The following is a 15,515-nucleotide window of genomic DNA, read 5'->3' as shown; positions in this document are numbered from 1 at the left end:
ATAGTTGAGTCTTCAAGCGGATCGTACCGGGAAACACCGGAGGCCCGGACCGCGGCCCCGAGGGGCGCGGACCGGGCCTCCGGTCGGGCGTTCAGGCCTTCAGGCGTTCAGGCCTTCAGGGCCGCACTCAGTGGGAGTGGCCGTGGCCGCCGTGCGAGTGACCGGCGTCGGCCTCCTCCTCCTTCTTCTCCACCACGAGGGTCTCGGTGGTGAGCAGCAGGGAGGCGATCGAGGCGGCGTTCTCCAGGGCGGAGCGGGTGACCTTGACCGGGTCGATGACGCCGGCCTTCACCAGGTCGCCGTACTCGCCGGTGGCCGCGTTGTAGCCCTGGCCGATCTCCAGGTCGGCGACCTTGGAGGTGATGACGTAGCCCTCCAGGCCGGCGTTCTGGGCGATCCAGCGCAGCGGCTCGTGCAGCGCCTTGCGGACGACGGCGACACCGGTGGCCTCGTCGCCCGACAGGCCCAGGCCGTCGTTCAGCACCTTGGCGGCGTGCACCAGGGAGGCGCCACCACCGGCGACGATGCCCTCCTCGACCGCGGCACGGGTCGCCGAGATGGCGTCCTCCAGGCGGTGCTTGCGCTCCTTCAGCTCCACCTCGGTGGCGGCGCCGACCTTGATGACGCAGACGCCGCCGGCCAGCTTGGCCAGGCGCTCCTGCAGCTTCTCGCGGTCCCAGTCGGAGTCGGTGGCGGCGATCTCACCCTTGATCTGGGCGACGCGGCCGGCCACGGCCTCGGTGTCACCGGCACCGTCGACGATGGTGGTCTCGTCCTTGGTGATGGTCACGCGGCGGGCGGTGCCCAGCACGTCCAGACCGGCCTGGTCGAGCTTGAGGCCGACCTCCTCGGAGATGACCGTGCCGCCGGTCAGGACGGCCAGGTCGCCGAGGATCGCCTTGCGGCGGTCGCCGAAGCCGGGGGCCTTGACGGCGACGGCGTTGAAGGTGCCGCGGATCTTGTTCACGACCAGGGTCGACAGCGCCTCGCCGTCGACGTCCTCGGCGATGATCAGCAGCGGCTTCGAGGCACCGCTCTGCAGGATCTTCTCCAGCAGCGGCAGCAGCTCCTGGATGGAGGAGATCTTGCCCTGGTTGATCAGGATGTACGGGTCCTCCAGGACCGCTTCCTGACGCTCCGCGTCGGTGACGAAGTACGGCGACAGGTAGCCCTTGTCGAACTGCATGCCCTCGGTGAAGTCCAGCTCCACGCCGAAGGTGTTCGACTCCTCGACGGTGATGACACCGTCCTTGCCGACCTTGTCGATCGCCTCGGCGATCAGCTCGCCGACCTGGGTGTCCTGGGCGGAGAGGGACGCGACGGCGGCGACGTCGTCCTTGCCCTCGATCTCGCGGGCCACGGACAGCAGGTGCTCGGAGACGGCGGCGACGGCCTTGTCGATGCCCTTCTTCAGGGCGGCCGGGCCGGCGCCGGCGGCGACGTTGCGCAGACCCTCGTTGACCAGGGCCTGGGCCAGCACGGTGGCGGTGGTGGTGCCGTCGCCCGCGACGTCGTTGGTCTTGGTGGCGACCTCCTTGACGAGCTGCGCGCCAAGGTTCTCGTACGGGTCGTCCAGCTCGACCTCACGGGCGATGGTCACGCCGTCGTTGGTGATGGTCGGGGCGCCGAACTTCTTGTCGATGACGACGTTGCGGCCCTTGGGGCCGATGGTCACCTTGACGGTGTCGGCCAGCTTGTTGACACCGCGCTCCAGCGAGCGGCGGGCGTCCTCGTCGAACTGCAGGATCTTCGCCATGTTCCCTATTCCCTCGGGGCTGCGGCCGGCCGACCGGCCGCCGAACTACGTGAACCAACAACCACGCCCCGGGCCCCTGTCACTGGGACACGGATCCGGGGCGGGTCGGAACGACTTACTTCTCGATGCCGCTTTACTTCTCGATGATGGCGAGAACGTCGCGGGCCGAGAGGACGAGGTACTCCTCGCCCTGGTACTTCACCTCGGTGCCGCCGTACTTCGAGTACAGGACGATGTCACCCACGGCGACGTCGAGCGGCAGACGCTGGCCGTCCTCGAAGCGGCCCGGGCCGACAGCCAGGACGACGCCCTCCTGGGGCTTCTCCTTGGCGGTGTCCGGGATAACCAGGCCGGAGGCCGTGGTGGTCTCGGCGTCGAGCGGCTGGACCACGATGCGGTCCTCGAGCGGCTTGATGGCAACCTTGCTGCTGGTGGTCACGTCCGAGCTCCCCTTCGGAGATTACGGGGTTTTCTAACGGGTAGGGGCGAACCTGCGAGCCTGCCGTCGCGGGGGTCAGACACGCGTCTTCGCGTTAGCACTCCCCCAGTGGGGAGTGCCAAGGACGACCATAGGCCGGTGTTAGCACTCAGTCAACCAGAGTGCCAACGGCGCGCCCCCGGGGTCCGGTGCGACGGTTGAGTAGCCGTACTCATGTGCGACACCGCCCCCGCGCCCGACACTCGTGCCATGCCCCAGAAGCCCAAGCGCATCGGCCCGGCGCTGTCGGACGACCTGCTCCCCGCGGTACTGCTCCTGCCCCTGCTGACGGTCCTTCCGCTCGTCGCCGTCTCGCTCACGGTCGCCCTCGTCCTGAACGCGCCGGGGCACGCCCAGGAGCTGGTCCTGGCCGTCACCCTGCTCCTCGACACGGCGCTCGTCCTCGGGGTGCCCGGCATCCTGGCCTTCCGCACCTGGCGGAAGGGGTACCGCGTCCTCCCGGTCGCCGCCGCACTGGCCCCGTTCGTCCTGCCGGTGCTGTTCTGGTCGGGCGCCCTCCGGTGACCGCGCCGGCCCGGGCGCGGGACGCGGCGGTCGCGCTGCTCGCGGCGGTCGCGGTGCTGGTCGCCGTGGTGGTCGAGAGCGCGGTGACCATCGTCCTCATGTGGGACGGCGCCCCGCACTCGGCGACCACCGTCGCCACCGTCGAGGCCGTCTGGTTCGCGCTCCCGCTCCTGTCCGCCGGGTGGGCGGCCCGCGGCAGCCGGCGGCGCGGGTACCGGATCACCCCGGTCGTTCTCGTGGCCACGCCGCTCACCCTCGATCTGGCGCTGTGACTGATCGACTGACCGGCGAGAATGGCCCCGTGGACACCGAGAACCTCCAGCCCCTGCTGACCTCCGAGGGCCAGGCCCTGCTCGCCGAGCTGCGCGAGTTCGCGCCCGAGGAGGAGCTGGCGCTGGCCACCAGGCTGCGGCGCGAGCACCCGGCGGAACTGGTGTCGGCGGCGTTCGGGCAGGCCCGGCTGCGGCAGCGGGCGCGGGCGAAGTTCGGCACCGACGCCGACCTGATGTACTTCACGCCCAACGGCGTCGAGCAGTCCACCCGGCGCAGCGTGGCCGAGTGGCGGGCCCGGCGGTTCGCCGAACTGGGCGTACGGCGCCTCGCGGACCTGTGCTGCGGCATCGGCGGCGACGTGCTGGCGCTGGCCCGGGCGGGCATCGAGGTGCTGGCCGTCGACAAGGACCCGGCGGCCTGCGCCGCGACCGCCGCGAACGCCGCCGCGCTGGGCCTGGCCGAGCTGGTCGAGGTGCGCTGCGCGGACGTCGCCGACGTGGACGTCACCGGCTACGACGCGGTGTTCACCGACCCGGCCCGGCGCACCGCGCGCGGCCGGGTGTTCGACCCGGAGGCGTACGCCCCGCCGCTGTCCTGGGCGATCGAGGCCGGCCGGCGGACCCCGATCGGCGCGCTGAAGGTGGCCCCGGGCATCCCGCACGAGGCCGTGCCGGCGGACGCCGAGGCCGAGTGGGTCTCCGACCACGGGGACGTCAAGGAGGCCGTGCTCTGGTTCGGCACCGGGGCCGCCCGCCCGCACCGCGCCACCCTGCTGCCGCAGGGCGCCAGCCTCACCGGCGGCGACCTGCCCGACCCGCCGGCCGGCCCGGTCGGGCGGTACCTGTACGAGCCGGACGGCGCGGTGATCCGGGCCCACCTGGTGGCCGAGGTCGCCGGGGCGGTCGGCGGCCGGCTGATCGACCCGAAGATCGCCTACGTGACCTCGGACCGGCTGGTCCCGACCCCGTACGCGCACGCCTTCGAGCTGACCGACGTGCTGCCGTACAACGTCAAGAAGCTGAAGGCGCTGCTGCGCGAGCGCGCGGTCGGCACGGTGGTGATCAAGAAGCGCGGGATGGCGATCACCCCGGAGGAGCTGCGCCGCCAGCTCAAGCCCTCCGGGCCGAACACCGTCACGGTGATCCTCAGCCGCACCGACCACGGGCCGCTGATGATGCTGGGGCAGCCCGTCCAGGCCCGGGCCTAGCCGGCGGGCGCCTGGATGTAGTCCTCCAGCCGGGCCACCGAGAAGCCCTGCTCCTGGATCCGGGCCAGCAGGTCGCCGAACATCTGGGTCATGGTGGCGCCCTTGAGCTCCTTGGGGCCGCGGAAGTGCGCCAGGATGATGTCGCCGGGCTTCAGTTTCTTGTCCGCCGCCTGGTACTGCATGTCGTGGATCTGCATCGACTCGCGCCACAGCACGATCGCGCGCGGGCCGCACTCCTGCACCGAGGTGTTGAGCATCGCGGTGTTGGCGCCGTCGCCGAACGGCGGGCGGAACAGCAGCGGGGCGGCGCCGTACTGCTGGGTGAGCGCGGTCTGGTCGTCGCAGATCTCGGACTTCTGCTTCTCCGCCGGGATCTTGCTCATCACCGGGTGGTCCACGGTGTGGTTCTGGATGTGGTTGCCGAGCGCCTGGAGCGGCTTGAAGTAGCCGTAGTCGTTCTTGACGATGTCCTTGGTCAGGAACATCGTGATCGGCACCTTGAGGTCGGTCAGCATCTCGACGAACTTCGGGTCCTTCTCGGCACCGTCGTCGATGGTGATGAAGACGACCTTGTCGCTCGTCCTCACGTCGCTGAACACCGGCACGGTGCCGGTCTTCTCCAGCTTGATCGGCTTGTCCGCGGGCGCCGCGGGAGCCGGGGCGAGCGGCTTGAGGTTCCACTTCGCCCAGGCGGCGTCGCCGGCCGCCGGGGCCGCGCCGGGCGTGGTGGCCGCGGCGGTCGGCGCGGCGGTGCCGCCCGCGGGCTGGGGCGCGGCCGTGGTGGCGGCCGGCTTGGCGCCGCCGTCCCCGTTGTCGCCGCACGCGGTGGCGAAGGCCAGCAGGGCCAGCGCCCCCGCCGCGTACGTCCTGGTCCTGCTCAGCCCGTCCCTGTTCACCGCAGCGCGCTCCCGGCTTCCGTCCAGCTCTTTCCCAGCTAGCACGGTAGCGGCCGCGGCGGCGGTTCCCGGTCTCCGCCCATTCGGTCGGGGCCTACTCGACGTGCTCGCTGGTGAAGGACCAGCGGTGCACCGGGCGGCCGAGCAGTTCGGCCGGCGGCTCGGCGACGGGCACCGGATCGCCGCTCCACCAGGCGATCAGCAGGACGCGCTCGCCGGGCGCGGAGAGCAGCTCCAGCCGCTCCAGCCCGGCCCTGCCGCGCAGCGCGGGCAGCGCGGACTCCCGCGCCCAGGCGGCGAGTTCGGGCCCGCGCCCGGCCGCCGCCCGGGCCTCCCACATCGCGGCGACGGTCACTTCGCGCCGCCGCCGAGGGCGTCGTAGGCCTGGTCGTGGAAGTGGGTGTGCGGCACGTGCACCTCGGTGACGGGCAGCGAGGAGTCCGCCGACAGGTCGAAGGCGGACGGCGCGCGGTCGCGCCACACCATCTCGGCGCCCAGCGCCGCCACCATCGCGCCGTTGTCGGTGCACAGGCCCGGCCGGGGCACCCGCAGCCGGATGCCGGCCCGGTCGCAGCGCTGCTGGGCCATCTCGCGCAGCCGCGAGTTGGCCGCGACGCCGCCGCCGATCATCAGGTGGTCGACGCCGTTGTCCTTGCACGCCTTGACGGCCTTGCGGGTGAGCACGTCGGTGACCGCCTCCTGGAAGGACGCGGCGACGTCGGCGATCGGCACCTCCTCGCCGGCCCGGCGCTTGGCCTCCACCCAGCGGGCGACGGCGGTCTTCAGGCCGGAGAAGGAGAAGTCGTACGCGGGGTCGTTCTTCCCGGACAGGCCGCGCGGGAACTGGATCGCCTTGCGGTCGCCCTCGCGGGCCGTCCGATCGACCACGGGGCCGCCGGGGAAGCCCAGGCCGAGCACCCGGGCGACCTTGTCGAAGGCCTCGCCGGCCGCGTCGTCGATGGTCGCGCCGAGCGGGCGGACGTCGCTGGTGATGTCCTCGCTGAGCAGCAGCGAGGAGTGCCCGCCGGAGACCAGCAGGGCCATCGTCGGCGAGGGCAGCCGGCCGTGCTCCAGCTGGTCGACGCAGATGTGCGAGGCGAGGTGGTTGACCCCGTACAGCGGCTTGTCCAGCGCCCAGGCGTACGCCTTCGCCGCGCTGACGCCGACCAGCAGCGCGCCGGCCAGGCCGGGCCCGGCGGTGACGGCGATGCCGTCCAGGTCGCTCGCCTTGATCCCGGCGGTGTCGAGGGCGCGCTGGATGGTCGGGACCATCGCCTCCAGGTGGGCGCGGCTGGCGATCTCCGGGACGACGCCGCCGAAGCGGGCGTGGTCGTTGACGCTGGAGGCGACCGCGTCGGCCAGCAGCGTGGTGCCGCGCACGATGCCGACGCCGGTCTCGTCGCAGGAGGTCTCGATGCCGAGGACGAGCGGTTCGTCAGCCATGGTGGGTGTCCTCAATGTCCTTCGGTTCGGTGCTCGGGTGGTCGAGGCGCATCACCAGCGCGTCGACGTTGGCGGGCTGGTAGTAGCCGCGCCGGATGCCCACCGGCTGGAAGCCGTAGCGCTCGTACAGCCGCTGGGCGCGCGGGTTGTCCACCCGGACCTCCAGCAGCAGTTCGGCGCAGCCCCGGTGGGCGGCCTCCCGGATCAGATCGGTGAGCAGGGCCGCGCCGAGGCCGGCGCCCTGGTGGGCCTCGGCGACGGCGATGGTCTGGACGTCGCCCTCGCCGGAGATCGCCATCAGGCCCGCGTAGCCGACGATGGTGCCGTCCTCGGCGGTGGCGACGGTGTAGTGGCGGGAGCCGCCGGGGTGGGTCTCGGCGAGTTCGGACCAGTACATCCCGTGGGACCAGGCGTCCTCGGGGAAGAGCTTCAGCTCCAGTTCCATCACCGGCTCGATGTCCCACCAGCGCATCGGGCGCAGGGTGGTGCGCTGCCTCACGCCGGGAGCACCGCCTTGTAGCCGGCGGGCACCTGGGCGTCCGGGCGGCGCAGGTACAGCGGGACGTTCGGCAGCAGCTCGCGCCCGGCGGCCAGTTCGGCGGCGGCGAAGCCGGCCAGCGCACCGGCCGAGACGTGCTCGGGGCCGTGCGCGCCCGGGAAGGCGTCGGGGTAGAGCAGCGCGCCGGCGCCGACCGAGCGGGCCGCGGGCGTCAGCTCGGCCGGGCGGTCCACGCCGGGGCCCTCGGTGCGGCGGCCCTCGGCGTCGTAGGAGGCCCAGTAGACCTCCTTGCGGCGCGCGTCGGTCGCCACCGTGAAGGGCTGCCCGGCCAGGCCCTCGGCGCGGGCCTGGAAGGCGATCGCGTCCAGGGTGCAGACGCCGTGCACCGGCAGGTCCAGCGCGTGGCCGAGCGCGGCGGCGGTCACCAGGCCGACCCGCAGGCCGGTGTACGGGCCGGGGCCGACGCCGACCGCGATGCCGGTGAGCTCGCGTTTGTCCGCGCCGGCGGCCCGCAGCACCTGGTCGATGGCGGGCAGCAGCAGTTCGCCGTGCCGTCTGGCGTCGACCTGGTGGGTCTCGGCGAGGACGGCCGTGCCGTCGTGGACGGCGGCGGTGACGGCGGGGGTGGCGGTGTCGAACGCGAGCAGCAGCACGGGGTCAAGGTTAGACCGACGTTGGTCCGACCGGCCGATCGAGCTGGTGTACCCATTCGGAACACACGTGCCGGGCGCTGCGAACCGGCCGGACGGACCTGGCACGATAAGGGGCGTTACGTACAGAGGACGGCGGCGGGAGCGGCACGTGGCGAAGATGGGTCCGGGAGTGGTGGTCACCGGGCTGACCCTGGGGGCCCTGGCGGCGGTCAGCCTGCTGGCCTTCCAGGCCAACGGCGCGCAGGACCGGGCCGGCGGCGCCAAGCCCGTCGCCAGCACCTCCGCCGCCGGCGGCCCGACCTCGGCGGCGCCGAGCGCCTCGGCCACCCCGACCGCGCCGACCCTGCCGGCCTCCTCGGGCAGCGGCACCCGGGTCGTCTACTCGGTGAGCGGCCACTTCGTCTGGCTGATCGACCCGAAGAAGAACCCGCAGGTCACGGCCGCCTTCCCGGTCGCGCCCGGCTCGGTCGAGCCGACCCCGGGCAGCTACTCGGTGTACAGCCGCGCCCAGAGCGGCACCGGGACGGACCAGAAGCAGATCGAGCACGTGGTGCGCTTCGCGCAGCAGAACGGCGTGGTGTTCGGTTTCAGCTCGGCCGTGGACGGCTCCACCCCGACCACCGACCCGAAGGGCAAGACCGGCGGCATCCGCAGCAGCCGCCCGAACGGCCAGCTGCTCTGGGACTTCGCGCCGAACGGCACCAAGGTGGTCGTGGTCGCCTAGCGGCGGCCGTCAGGCGGCCCGGGGCGTCCGCGCCTCGGGCTCCTCGGCATGCCGGGGCGCGGGCTCGGGCGGGGTGGACACCGCCTCGGCGGCCGCGCAGGCGGCCAGCAGCGCCCGCATCGGTTCGCCCGGAGCACGGCGGGCGGGCTCTCCGGCCCCGGCGGGACGCACGGCCCGCTCCGGGGCGGGGGTGGGGCTCGACATGGCGCCTCCCTAGTTAGGCAGACCTAACCGCAGCACCCATCCCACCACGCCCGGCGCCCCGCCCGCAACACCTTGCCGACAGCCTGTCGGCAAAACGGCGTACGGGCCGCCGCGAGCGCCCCCGGCGGGCGACGCGCGGCGCGGGCCCTATCCGAGCGCCCCCAGCTGGACGTCGTCCCAGCGCGAGCCGATCCCGGTCAGCACCACCCGGCGCGGGTCGTGGTCCTCCCCGGCGTCGTCGCCGATCGCCCGCTCGATCCGCACCTCCAGCCGGTCCTCGGAGAGCCGCTCGACCTTGCCCTCGCCCCACTCGACCACGACCACCGACTCCGGCAGCGAGACGTCCAGGTCGAGGTCCTCCATCTCGTCCAGGTCCCCGCCGAGCCGGTACGCGTCCACGTGCACCAGCGCCGGGCCGCCGACCAGTGAGGGGTGCACCCGGGCGATCACGAAGGTCGGCGAGGTCACCGCCCCGCGCACCCCCAGCCCCTCCCCCAGGCCGCGGGTCAGCGTCGTCTTCCCCGCCCCCAGCTCGCCGGAGAGCAGAACCAGGTCCCCCGGCCGCAGCAGCGCGGCGAGTTCACGGCCGAGCCGGCCCATCCGCTCCGGGGTGGGGACGGTGAGAGTGGCGTGCGAGCCCATGCGCGTGTCTTGCCCTTCGGTCCGTACCGGCGCCCGACCACCGGCCGCCACCGCTACCGTGCCACATCCCCGCCCGGCAGCGCTCGGGGCACCGTTTCGTCCTGAACCGGTCGCGTTCGCGCCATGTGCGCCGTCCACGAACCGCCCCCCGCTCTCATCCGATTCTCATGAAGCGGATACCGTCCTCCCCACCTGTCCCTTCCGTACCTGCGTGAGCCCGACTCTGCGGGTGCGGACCCGTTCCGCCGGGCCGTCCGCAGGCCCGGCCGGCCCCCAGAGGTCCATTCCATGAAGCTCCGTCGCGGTCTCGCGATACCGGCCGTCGCCACCCTCGTCTCGGCCGCCGTCATCGCCGCCGCCCCGGTCGCCACCGCCGCGGGCGCCGTCACCACCACCCGGACGGACACCAAGGGCGACGTCCCGATCGTTGCGATCAAGAACGTCCCGTCCCAGATCGTCGCCGGGGGCCCCGCGGCCGCGTTCACCGTCGAGTACAACAACACCTCCGGGCACGACGTCGTCTTCCTGCCCTACCTGGCCATCGGCGCGGACCACTACCAGCTGAACGCCGACCACGAGAAGATCCAGTACCAGGACGTCGACAGCAAGGTCTGGCGGGACGGCACCCTCGTGTCGGACCCCAAGGAGCCCCTCGCGTTCACCCTGCTCGGCTCGATGGCGAACCGCACCGAGGCCGCCGACGACGCCTACCTGTACGTGTCCGCCGGCGAGAGCCTGAGCATCCAGGTCCGCCTCTCGCTGACCGGCGAGGCGACCCTGGACAGCGCGAGCGTGATGTTCGTGACCACCTCGTTCGACCCGGCCCAGCAGGAGCCGCTGCCGGTCGCGAACAACACCGCACCGACCCACTTCACCATCGTCGCCTCCGGCGGCGGCACGCCGAAGCCGAGCACGTCCCCCACCCCGGCCTCGCCGTCCCCCACGGCCACGCCCACCGCGACGACGACCGCGACCGCCTCGGCGTCCGCCACCGCGTCGGCCGGCGCCTCGCCGACCGGCGGCGCGACCAGCACGCCCACCAAGCCCGCCCCGGCCACCTCCGCGCCGACCGCGGTGCCCTCCCCGACCGGCGGCGCGGTGCCGCCGGTGAAGCTCGACCCGGCCGTGACCAAGGCGAAGAAGCCGTCCGCCGTCGCCGTCGCCAACGCGAAGAGCAAGGCCGCTTCCCGTCCGTCCGGCGGCGCCGGCCTCGCCACCACGGGTGGCGGCAGCAACACCACCGCCATCGCCCTGACCGGTGCCGGTGTGGTCGCCCTCGGCGCCGGCACCCTGGTGTTCCTGCGCCGCCGCAAGACCGGCGCGGGCGTCTGATCCCGCTGTTCCACGGCCCGGCGCCCCTCGGGGTGCCGGGCCCCGGCGCTACGCGGGGCCGAGGACGGCCTCGGGCGGCTCGGCCGCCCCGCGGAACTGCGCGGCGCGCCCGAGCAGCGCGGTCAGCTCGCGGTCGACCAGCTCCGGACGCTCCAGCATCACCAGGTGCCCGGCGCCCCCCACCAGCACCAGCTCCGCGCCGGGCAGCCGCTCGGCCATCGCCTCGCTGTGCGCCGAGGGCGTCAGCAGGTCCTTCGTCCCGGCCAGCACCAGCGTCGGCAGGCCGCGCAGCACGGCCAACGCCCCGTACTTGTCGTGCGCGCCGAACACCGGGTAGAACTCGGCGACCACGTCGATCGGCGTCGCGTCCAGCAGCTGCTCGGCGAAGCGCACCACGCCCGGGTCGACGTCCTTGCCGCCGAACGAGAACCGCCGGTAGAAGACGCCCGTCACGTCCGAGCCCAGCCGCCTGGTCGCCTCCACCAGGTCGACCTGGCGGCCCAGCAGCTTCACCACGCCCGGCGCGACCTTCTTGAACAGCTTCGCGCCGACCTTCGGCAGGCCGAGGCTCACCTCGTTCCAGTCCCCTGCCAGGGTTCCGATCAGCGCCACCCCGGCGACCCGCTCCCGGAACAGCTCCGGGTGCTGGTCGGCCAGCGCCATCACCGTCATGCCGCCCATCGAGTGGCCCACCAGCACCAGCGGCCCGGTCGGTGCGACGGCGTCGAGCACCGCCTTGAGGTCCCCGCCCAGCTGGTCGATGCCGGCCGGATCGCCCGCCAGGTACGAGCGGGAGCGCTCGGAGCGGCCGTGGCTGCGCTGGTCCCAGAAGACCAGCCGGGCGCCCTCGCGCAGCGCGGCCCGCTGGAAGTGCCAGCTGTCCTGGTTGAGGCAGTAGCCGTGGCAGAACACCACGGTCAGCGGCTCGGCGCCGTCGCCGGCACCACCGCCGTCCGGCGCCTCCCAGCCGGTGCCGTCCAGTTCCACGTACAGCTCGGTGCCGTCCGGCGCCGGCACCGTCAGCGGGCGGCCGCGCAGCGAGCCGTACGGGGCGCTCGCGTCCAGCTCGTCCCGGACCCGGCGGCGCATCGCCCGGCCGACCGTCAGCCGTTCGATCGCCACCCCGGCGGCCGCACCGGCCGCCAGCACACCGACCGAGATCCCGATCACCCCGGCCCGGGACACCCCGGAAGCCCCGGTGGCCGCACCGGCCGCCGCCCTGACCGCGTCGACCGTGCCGGCGGCCCTGGCCACCGCCGCGGCCGGGCCGCCCTCGGCCGGTGCGTCGGTCATGCCGGCCGGCCCTCGACGGCGCTGCCGCCCACGTAGCGGCGCGGCACCCGGGCGCCGATCCGGGTGACGATCTCGTACGAGATGGTGCCGGCGGCCCGGGCCCAGTCCTCGGCGGTCGGCTCGCCGCGCTCGCCGTTGCCGAACAGCAGCACCTCCGCGCCGATCGCGGGAGTGTCGCCGCCCAGGTCCACCACGAACTGGTCCATCGCCACGCGGCCCGCCACCGCGCGCCACTTCCCGTCGACCTGCACCGGGCCGGAGCCGCTCGCGTGCCGCGGGATGCCGTCGCCGTAGCCGACCGGGACGAGACCGAGGGTGGTCGGGCCCGGCGTCGTGTAGTGGTGGCCGTAGCTCACGCCGTGCCCGCCGGGAACGTGCTTGACCAGCGCCAGCCGGGCGCCCAGCGCCATCACCGGGCGCAGCCCGAAGTCGGCCGGCGAGCCCACCTCCGGCACCGGCGACAGCCCGTACGCGGCCAGGCCGGTGCGGACCAGGTCGAAGTGCGACTCCGGCAGCAGCAGCGTGGCCGGCGAGTTCGCCAGGTGCCGCACCTCCGGGCGCAGCCCGGCCGCCTCGGCCTCGGCCAGCGCGGTGCGGTACGAGTCCAGTTGCGCCTGGATCGACGGGTGGCCCGGCTCGTCCGCCGCCGCGAAGTGCGACCAGATGCCGACGACCCGCAGCAGCCCCTCCGCCTCGGCGCGGCGGGCGGCGGCCACCAGCTCCGGCCAGTCGTGCGGCTGGCAGCCGTTGCGGCCCAGGCCGGTGTCGGCCTTCAGGTGCACCCGGGCCGGGATGCCGGTCTCCCGGACGGCGGGCAGCAGCTCGTCCAGCGCCCACCGGCCGCTCACCGAGATGTCCAGGTCGGCGCGCAGCGCCTCCCGCCACGGGCCGCCCGGCGTCCACAGCCAGCACAGCACCCGGGCCTGCTCCGGGCGGATCCCCGCAGCCCGCAGCGCCAGCGCTTCCTCCGGCGTCGCGCACCCGAGCCAGCCGACCCCGTTGGCCACCGCCTCCCGGGCGCACGCGACCGCCCCGTGGCCATAGGCGTCCGCCTTGACCGCGAGCATCACCGCCGTGTTCCCGACGCGCTCCCGCAGGGCGGCGAGGTTGCCGCGCAGGGCGCCCAGGTCGATGGTCGCCTCGGCCCGTACGCCGTCGGTGAGGGGGGCTGTGCCGGTCGTGTTCGCTGTTGTCATCAGGGTCAGTCTCCCAGACGTCCTGGAGTCCTCGCCGAACGGCCCATCGGCGCGGCGGTCGGCGGCGGCGGTCCGGCAGCGCGCCGACCTGCGGCGGACCGCCCGTCCGCGCTGCTGAGGACGCGGCGGCCGGACGCTCCGGTTCCGCACGGCGGACCGGCGGTTCCGCCCCGGCCGCGCCGCCGGTCAGACCTGGCGGACCGCGCGCCACACCGCCGGGAGCGCCCCCGCGACGGCCAGGGCCGTCACCGGCGCGCCCGGCTCGCCGGCCGCCTCGCGGCCCGCCAGGCCGTGCAGGTAGGCCGCGACCGAGGCCGCGTCCAGCGGCGGCAGGCCCGCGGCCAGCAGGGAGCCGGCCAGGCCGGCCAGGACGTCGCCGCTGCCCGCGGTGGCGAGCCAGGAGGTACCGGTGGGGTTCACCCGGACGGCGCCGCCCGGGTCGGCGATCACCGTGGTGGAGCCCTTGAGCAGCACGGTCGCCCGGTAGGCGGCGGCGAGCCGGCGCGCGGTGGCCAGGCGGCTCGCCGCCAGGTCGGCGGCGGCCGGGGGCGGGCCGCCGTCCGCGCCGGCGAGCAGCCGGGCGGCCTCGCCGGTGTGCGGGGTGAGCAGCGTGGGTGCGGTGCGGCCGGCCAGTGCGGGCGGGCCGAGCCGGCCCAGTTCGGTGAGGCCGTCCGCGTCGACCAGGACGGGGACATCGCTCGCGAGCGCCTCGGCCAGCGCCTGCCGGGCCCCTTCGCCGCCGCCGGGCCCGACCACCCAGGCCTGCACCCGCCCGGCCCCGGCCGGGCCGCCCTCGGTGACCAGCGTCTCCGGGAAGCGCCGCACCACCTCGTCCGCCGCCGTGCCGACGTACCGGACGGCGCCCGCGCCGCCGCGCAGCGCCCCGGCGACGGCCAGCAGCGCCGCGCCCGGGTAGGTCGCCGAGCCGGCCGCCACCCCGACCACACCGCGCCGGTACTTGTCGCTCTCCGCACCCGGCAGCGGCAGCAGCGCCGCCACGTCCGCGTGCTGCAGGGCCGTCACCTCCGCCTCGGGCAGCGTCAGGCCGATGTCCACCAGCTGCGGGGCGCCCGCGTACTCGGCTCCCGGATCGATCAGCAGCCCGGGCTTGTACGTGCCGAAGCAGACGGTGACGTCCGCGCGCAGCGCCGCGCCGGGCACCTCGCCGGTGTCCGCGTCCACCCCGCTGGGCAGGTCCACCGCGACCAGCACGCCGCGCCGTTCGGCCCGCGCGTACGGCTCTGCCTCGGGGCGCAGCCCGCCCCGGCCGCCGATGCCGACGATGCCGTCCAGCACCAGGTCCGCGCACGAGAAGTCGGCCAGGCCGACTTCCCGCTCCGCCGTCACCCGCCCGCGCGCCGCCCGCAGCGCGGCCAGCCCGCCCGGATGCGCCTTTCCGGGCGCCAGCAGCACCGCCGTCACCCGCGCCCCGCGCCGAGCCAGCGCCGCCCCGGCGTACAGGGCGTCACCCCCGTTGTCCCCGCTGCCCGCCAGCACCACCACCCGGCTGCCGTACACCCGCCCCCGACGCCGCGTCAGCAGCCTCGCGCAGGTCGCCGCCAGCCCGGCGGCGGCCCGCTGCATCAACGTGCCCTCGGGCAGCCGCGCCATCAGCTCGGCCTCGGCGGCCCGGACGGTTTCCACAGGGTGTGCATGACGCATGCGGGAGCTCCTTCGGCGGTCGGCTACCGCCGACGCTAGCCCGCGTCAGCGCCCCGCGGGAGCCGGGCCTGCGGCACACTTTCGAGTGACACCCACTTCGATCCCCCGCCGGTGTCGGTCCGTACGCCTACCTTGTCGCCTGGCACGGACCAGCAGGAGGGAGAAGGGCCATGGTCGCCATGCCAGCAGTCGAGGGCCCGCTGGGCCAGGACAACCTCCTCCAGGCATTTCTGGAGCTGGACACACCGCCTGGCTACAAGGCAGAGCTCATCGAAGGGGAAATCGTCGTGACGCCACCGCCGGACGGGGAACACGAGACCGCGTTCTCGCTGCTGGCCAAGCAGTTCTTCCGCAAAGCCGCGATGGACCTCGACCTCTCCGGCAACAAGGGATTGATCGTGCCGACCGGGCGCTTCATCCCGACGGCACCATCGGTCCGGTCGGCCACTTCCTGAACGCCGGTTCCTGGGCGGACCCGTCCGGTGTCCTTCTGGTCTTCGAGGTGACCTCGACCAACCCGACCAAGGATCGCGAGCAGAAGCGCCGGGGCTATGCCGCCGCCGGCATCCCCTGCTACCTGCTGGTCGACCGCGGCAAAGGCATGGTGACGCTCTTCACGGAGCCGAAGGGGGATGACTACCTCGCCCGGAACGAGGTCCCCTTCGGCAAGCCGCTCGACCTCCCCGCCCCGTTCTCCTTCACGCTCGACACGGCGCCCCTGCGGTAGGACAC

Annotated in this window: 17 protein-coding genes and 1 pseudogene; 6 read left to right on the top strand and 12 right to left on the bottom strand. The window is 74.2% G+C overall.

The window, feature by feature from the left end; genetic code table 11:
* Nucleotides 1-127: 127 nt before the first annotated feature.
* On the bottom strand, nt 128-1,756 hold the full coding sequence (groL, locus tag ACPC54_RS21490) for a chaperonin GroEL (protein ID WP_498966821.1): 1,629 nt from the start codon (nt 1,754-1,756) through the stop codon (nt 128-130).
* A gap of 133 nt (nt 1,757-1,889) precedes the next feature.
* On the bottom strand, nt 1,890-2,195 hold the full coding sequence (gene groES / locus ACPC54_RS21485) for a co-chaperone GroES (protein ID WP_014136232.1): 306 nt from the start codon (nt 2,193-2,195) through the stop codon (nt 1,890-1,892).
* Nucleotides 2,196-2,444: 249 nt separating this feature from the next.
* Here groES and ACPC54_RS21480 point away from each other — a divergent pair, with 249 nt between their 5' ends.
* From ACPC54_RS21480 to ACPC54_RS21470, 3 genes are read left to right on the top strand one after another with little or no spacing between them, the layout of a single operon-like run.
* Nucleotides 2,445-2,759, top strand: a complete 315-nt coding sequence (locus tag ACPC54_RS21480; protein WP_498966820.1) for a hypothetical protein — start codon at nt 2,445-2,447, stop codon at nt 2,757-2,759.
* Entirely contained in the window at nt 2,756-3,031 is a 276-nt protein-coding gene (locus ACPC54_RS21475; RefSeq protein ID WP_498966819.1) for a hypothetical protein, read from the top strand. The genes ACPC54_RS21480 and ACPC54_RS21475 overlap by 4 nt, the downstream gene beginning before the upstream one ends.
* 8 nt (nt 3,032-3,039) lie before the next feature.
* The gene (locus ACPC54_RS21470; protein WP_498967018.1) at nt 3,040-4,239 is read left to right on the top strand and encodes a THUMP-like domain-containing protein; all 1,200 of its coding nucleotides are present in this window, start codon (nt 3,040-3,042) and stop codon (nt 4,237-4,239) included.
* Here the strand turns inward: ACPC54_RS21470 and ACPC54_RS21465 are convergent.
* The 5 genes from ACPC54_RS21465 to tsaB form a co-directional block, all read right to left on the bottom strand.
* Nucleotides 4,236-5,135 (bottom strand): polysaccharide deacetylase family protein, encoded by a 900-nt coding sequence (locus ACPC54_RS21465; protein WP_498966818.1) that lies wholly within the window; start codon nt 5,133-5,135, stop codon nt 4,236-4,238. The two genes, ACPC54_RS21470 and ACPC54_RS21465, sit on opposite strands and share 4 nt — an antisense overlap.
* Nucleotides 5,136-5,229: 94 nt before the next feature.
* Nucleotides 5,230-5,490: a hypothetical protein gene (locus ACPC54_RS21460; RefSeq protein ID WP_498966817.1), complete on the bottom strand. Its 261-nt coding sequence runs from the start codon at nt 5,488-5,490 to the stop codon at nt 5,230-5,232.
* On the bottom strand, nt 5,487-6,578 hold the full coding sequence (tsaD, locus tag ACPC54_RS21455) for a tRNA (adenosine(37)-N6)-threonylcarbamoyltransferase complex transferase subunit TsaD (protein ID WP_498966816.1): 1,092 nt from the start codon (nt 6,576-6,578) through the stop codon (nt 5,487-5,489). Before tsaD ends, ACPC54_RS21460 begins: the two co-directional genes overlap by 4 nt.
* Entirely contained in the window at nt 6,571-7,077 is a 507-nt protein-coding gene (rimI, locus tag ACPC54_RS21450) for a ribosomal protein S18-alanine N-acetyltransferase (RefSeq protein ID WP_498966815.1), read from the bottom strand. Before rimI ends, tsaD begins: the two co-directional genes overlap by 8 nt.
* The gene (tsaB, locus tag ACPC54_RS21445) at nt 7,074-7,730 is read right to left on the bottom strand and encodes a tRNA (adenosine(37)-N6)-threonylcarbamoyltransferase complex dimerization subunit type 1 TsaB (RefSeq protein WP_498966814.1); all 657 of its coding nucleotides are present in this window, start codon (nt 7,728-7,730) and stop codon (nt 7,074-7,076) included. Before tsaB ends, rimI begins: the two co-directional genes overlap by 4 nt.
* A 157-nt stretch (nt 7,731-7,887) precedes the next feature.
* Here tsaB and ACPC54_RS21440 point away from each other — a divergent pair, with 157 nt between their 5' ends.
* Complete coding sequence (locus ACPC54_RS21440) at nt 7,888-8,454, top strand: hypothetical protein (protein WP_498967017.1); 567 nt, start codon at nt 7,888-7,890, stop codon at nt 8,452-8,454.
* 9 nt (nt 8,455-8,463) lie between these two features.
* Here the strand turns inward: ACPC54_RS21440 and ACPC54_RS21435 are convergent, their stop codons facing one another.
* Together ACPC54_RS21435 and tsaE are read right to left on the bottom strand one after the other, a co-directional pair.
* The gene (locus tag ACPC54_RS21435; protein WP_498966812.1) at nt 8,464-8,658 is read right to left on the bottom strand and encodes a hypothetical protein; all 195 of its coding nucleotides are present in this window, start codon (nt 8,656-8,658) and stop codon (nt 8,464-8,466) included.
* 147 nt (nt 8,659-8,805) lie between these two features.
* Nucleotides 8,806-9,300: a tRNA (adenosine(37)-N6)-threonylcarbamoyltransferase complex ATPase subunit type 1 TsaE gene (gene tsaE / locus ACPC54_RS21430; RefSeq protein WP_498966811.1), complete on the bottom strand. Its 495-nt coding sequence runs from the start codon at nt 9,298-9,300 to the stop codon at nt 8,806-8,808.
* Nucleotides 9,301-9,588: 288 nt separating this feature from the next.
* On the opposite strand from tsaE, the gene ACPC54_RS21425 reads away from it, so the two are divergent.
* Complete coding sequence (locus ACPC54_RS21425) at nt 9,589-10,632, top strand: LPXTG cell wall anchor domain-containing protein (protein WP_498966810.1); 1,044 nt, start codon at nt 9,589-9,591, stop codon at nt 10,630-10,632.
* A 48-nt stretch (nt 10,633-10,680) separates the two neighbouring features.
* Here the strand turns inward: ACPC54_RS21425 and ACPC54_RS21420 are convergent, their stop codons facing one another.
* The 3 genes from ACPC54_RS21420 to ACPC54_RS21410 all read right to left on the bottom strand — a co-directional run bounded on the left by ACPC54_RS21420 (nt 10,681) and on the right by ACPC54_RS21410 (nt 14,783).
* On the bottom strand, nt 10,681-11,925 hold the full coding sequence (locus tag ACPC54_RS21420; protein ID WP_498966809.1) for an alpha/beta fold hydrolase: 1,245 nt from the start codon (nt 11,923-11,925) through the stop codon (nt 10,681-10,683).
* Entirely contained in the window at nt 11,922-13,121 is a 1,200-nt protein-coding gene (gene alr / locus ACPC54_RS21415) for an alanine racemase (protein ID WP_498966808.1), read from the bottom strand. Before alr ends, ACPC54_RS21420 begins: the two co-directional genes overlap by 4 nt.
* Before the next feature lie 186 nt (nt 13,122-13,307).
* Nucleotides 13,308-14,783: an NAD(P)H-hydrate dehydratase gene (locus ACPC54_RS21410; protein WP_498966806.1), complete on the bottom strand. Its 1,476-nt coding sequence runs from the start codon at nt 14,781-14,783 to the stop codon at nt 13,308-13,310.
* A gap of 170 nt (nt 14,784-14,953) precedes the next feature.
* Between ACPC54_RS21410 and ACPC54_RS21405 the strand changes: the two are divergent.
* A pseudogene (locus ACPC54_RS21405) lies at nt 14,954-15,510 on the top strand (Uma2 family endonuclease).
* Nucleotides 15,511-15,515: the final 5 nt, after the last annotated feature.

The organism is Kitasatospora sp. NPDC094028, assembly GCF_049543595.1.
In the GTDB taxonomy this organism is placed as follows: domain Bacteria; phylum Actinomycetota; class Actinomycetes; order Streptomycetales; family Streptomycetaceae; genus Kitasatospora.
This window is presented reverse-complemented; position numbering and strand designations above follow the sequence as displayed.

Bases quoted from the DNA above. Each gene is read 5' to 3' on its own strand.
- ACPC54_RS21425 (WP_498966810.1), top strand. From the start codon at position 9,589: ATGAAGCTCCGTCGCGGTCTCGCGATACCGGCCGTCGCCACCCTCGTC.
- ACPC54_RS21480 (WP_498966820.1), top strand. From the start codon at position 2,445: ATGCCCCAGAAGCCCAAGCGCATCGGCCCGGCGCTGTCGGACGACCTG.
- ACPC54_RS21435 (WP_498966812.1), bottom strand. From the start codon at position 8,658: ATGTCGAGCCCCACCCCCGCCCCGGAGCGGGCCGTGCGTCCCGCCGGG.
- groL (WP_498966821.1), bottom strand. From the start codon at position 1,756: ATGGCGAAGATCCTGCAGTTCGACGAGGACGCCCGCCGCTCGCTGGAG.
- tsaE (WP_498966811.1), bottom strand. From the start codon at position 9,300: ATGGGCTCGCACGCCACTCTCACCGTCCCCACCCCGGAGCGGATGGGC.
- ACPC54_RS21440 (WP_498967017.1), top strand. From the start codon at position 7,888: ATGGGTCCGGGAGTGGTGGTCACCGGGCTGACCCTGGGGGCCCTGGCG.
- ACPC54_RS21420 (WP_498966809.1), bottom strand. From the start codon at position 11,925: ATGACCGACGCACCGGCCGAGGGCGGCCCGGCCGCGGCGGTGGCCAGG.
- alr (WP_498966808.1), bottom strand. From the start codon at position 13,121: ATGACAACAGCGAACACGACCGGCACAGCCCCCCTCACCGACGGCGTA.
- tsaD (WP_498966816.1), bottom strand. From the start codon at position 6,578: ATGGCTGACGAACCGCTCGTCCTCGGCATCGAGACCTCCTGCGACGAG.
- ACPC54_RS21410 (WP_498966806.1), bottom strand. From the start codon at position 14,783: ATGCGTCATGCACACCCTGTGGAAACCGTCCGGGCCGCCGAGGCCGAG.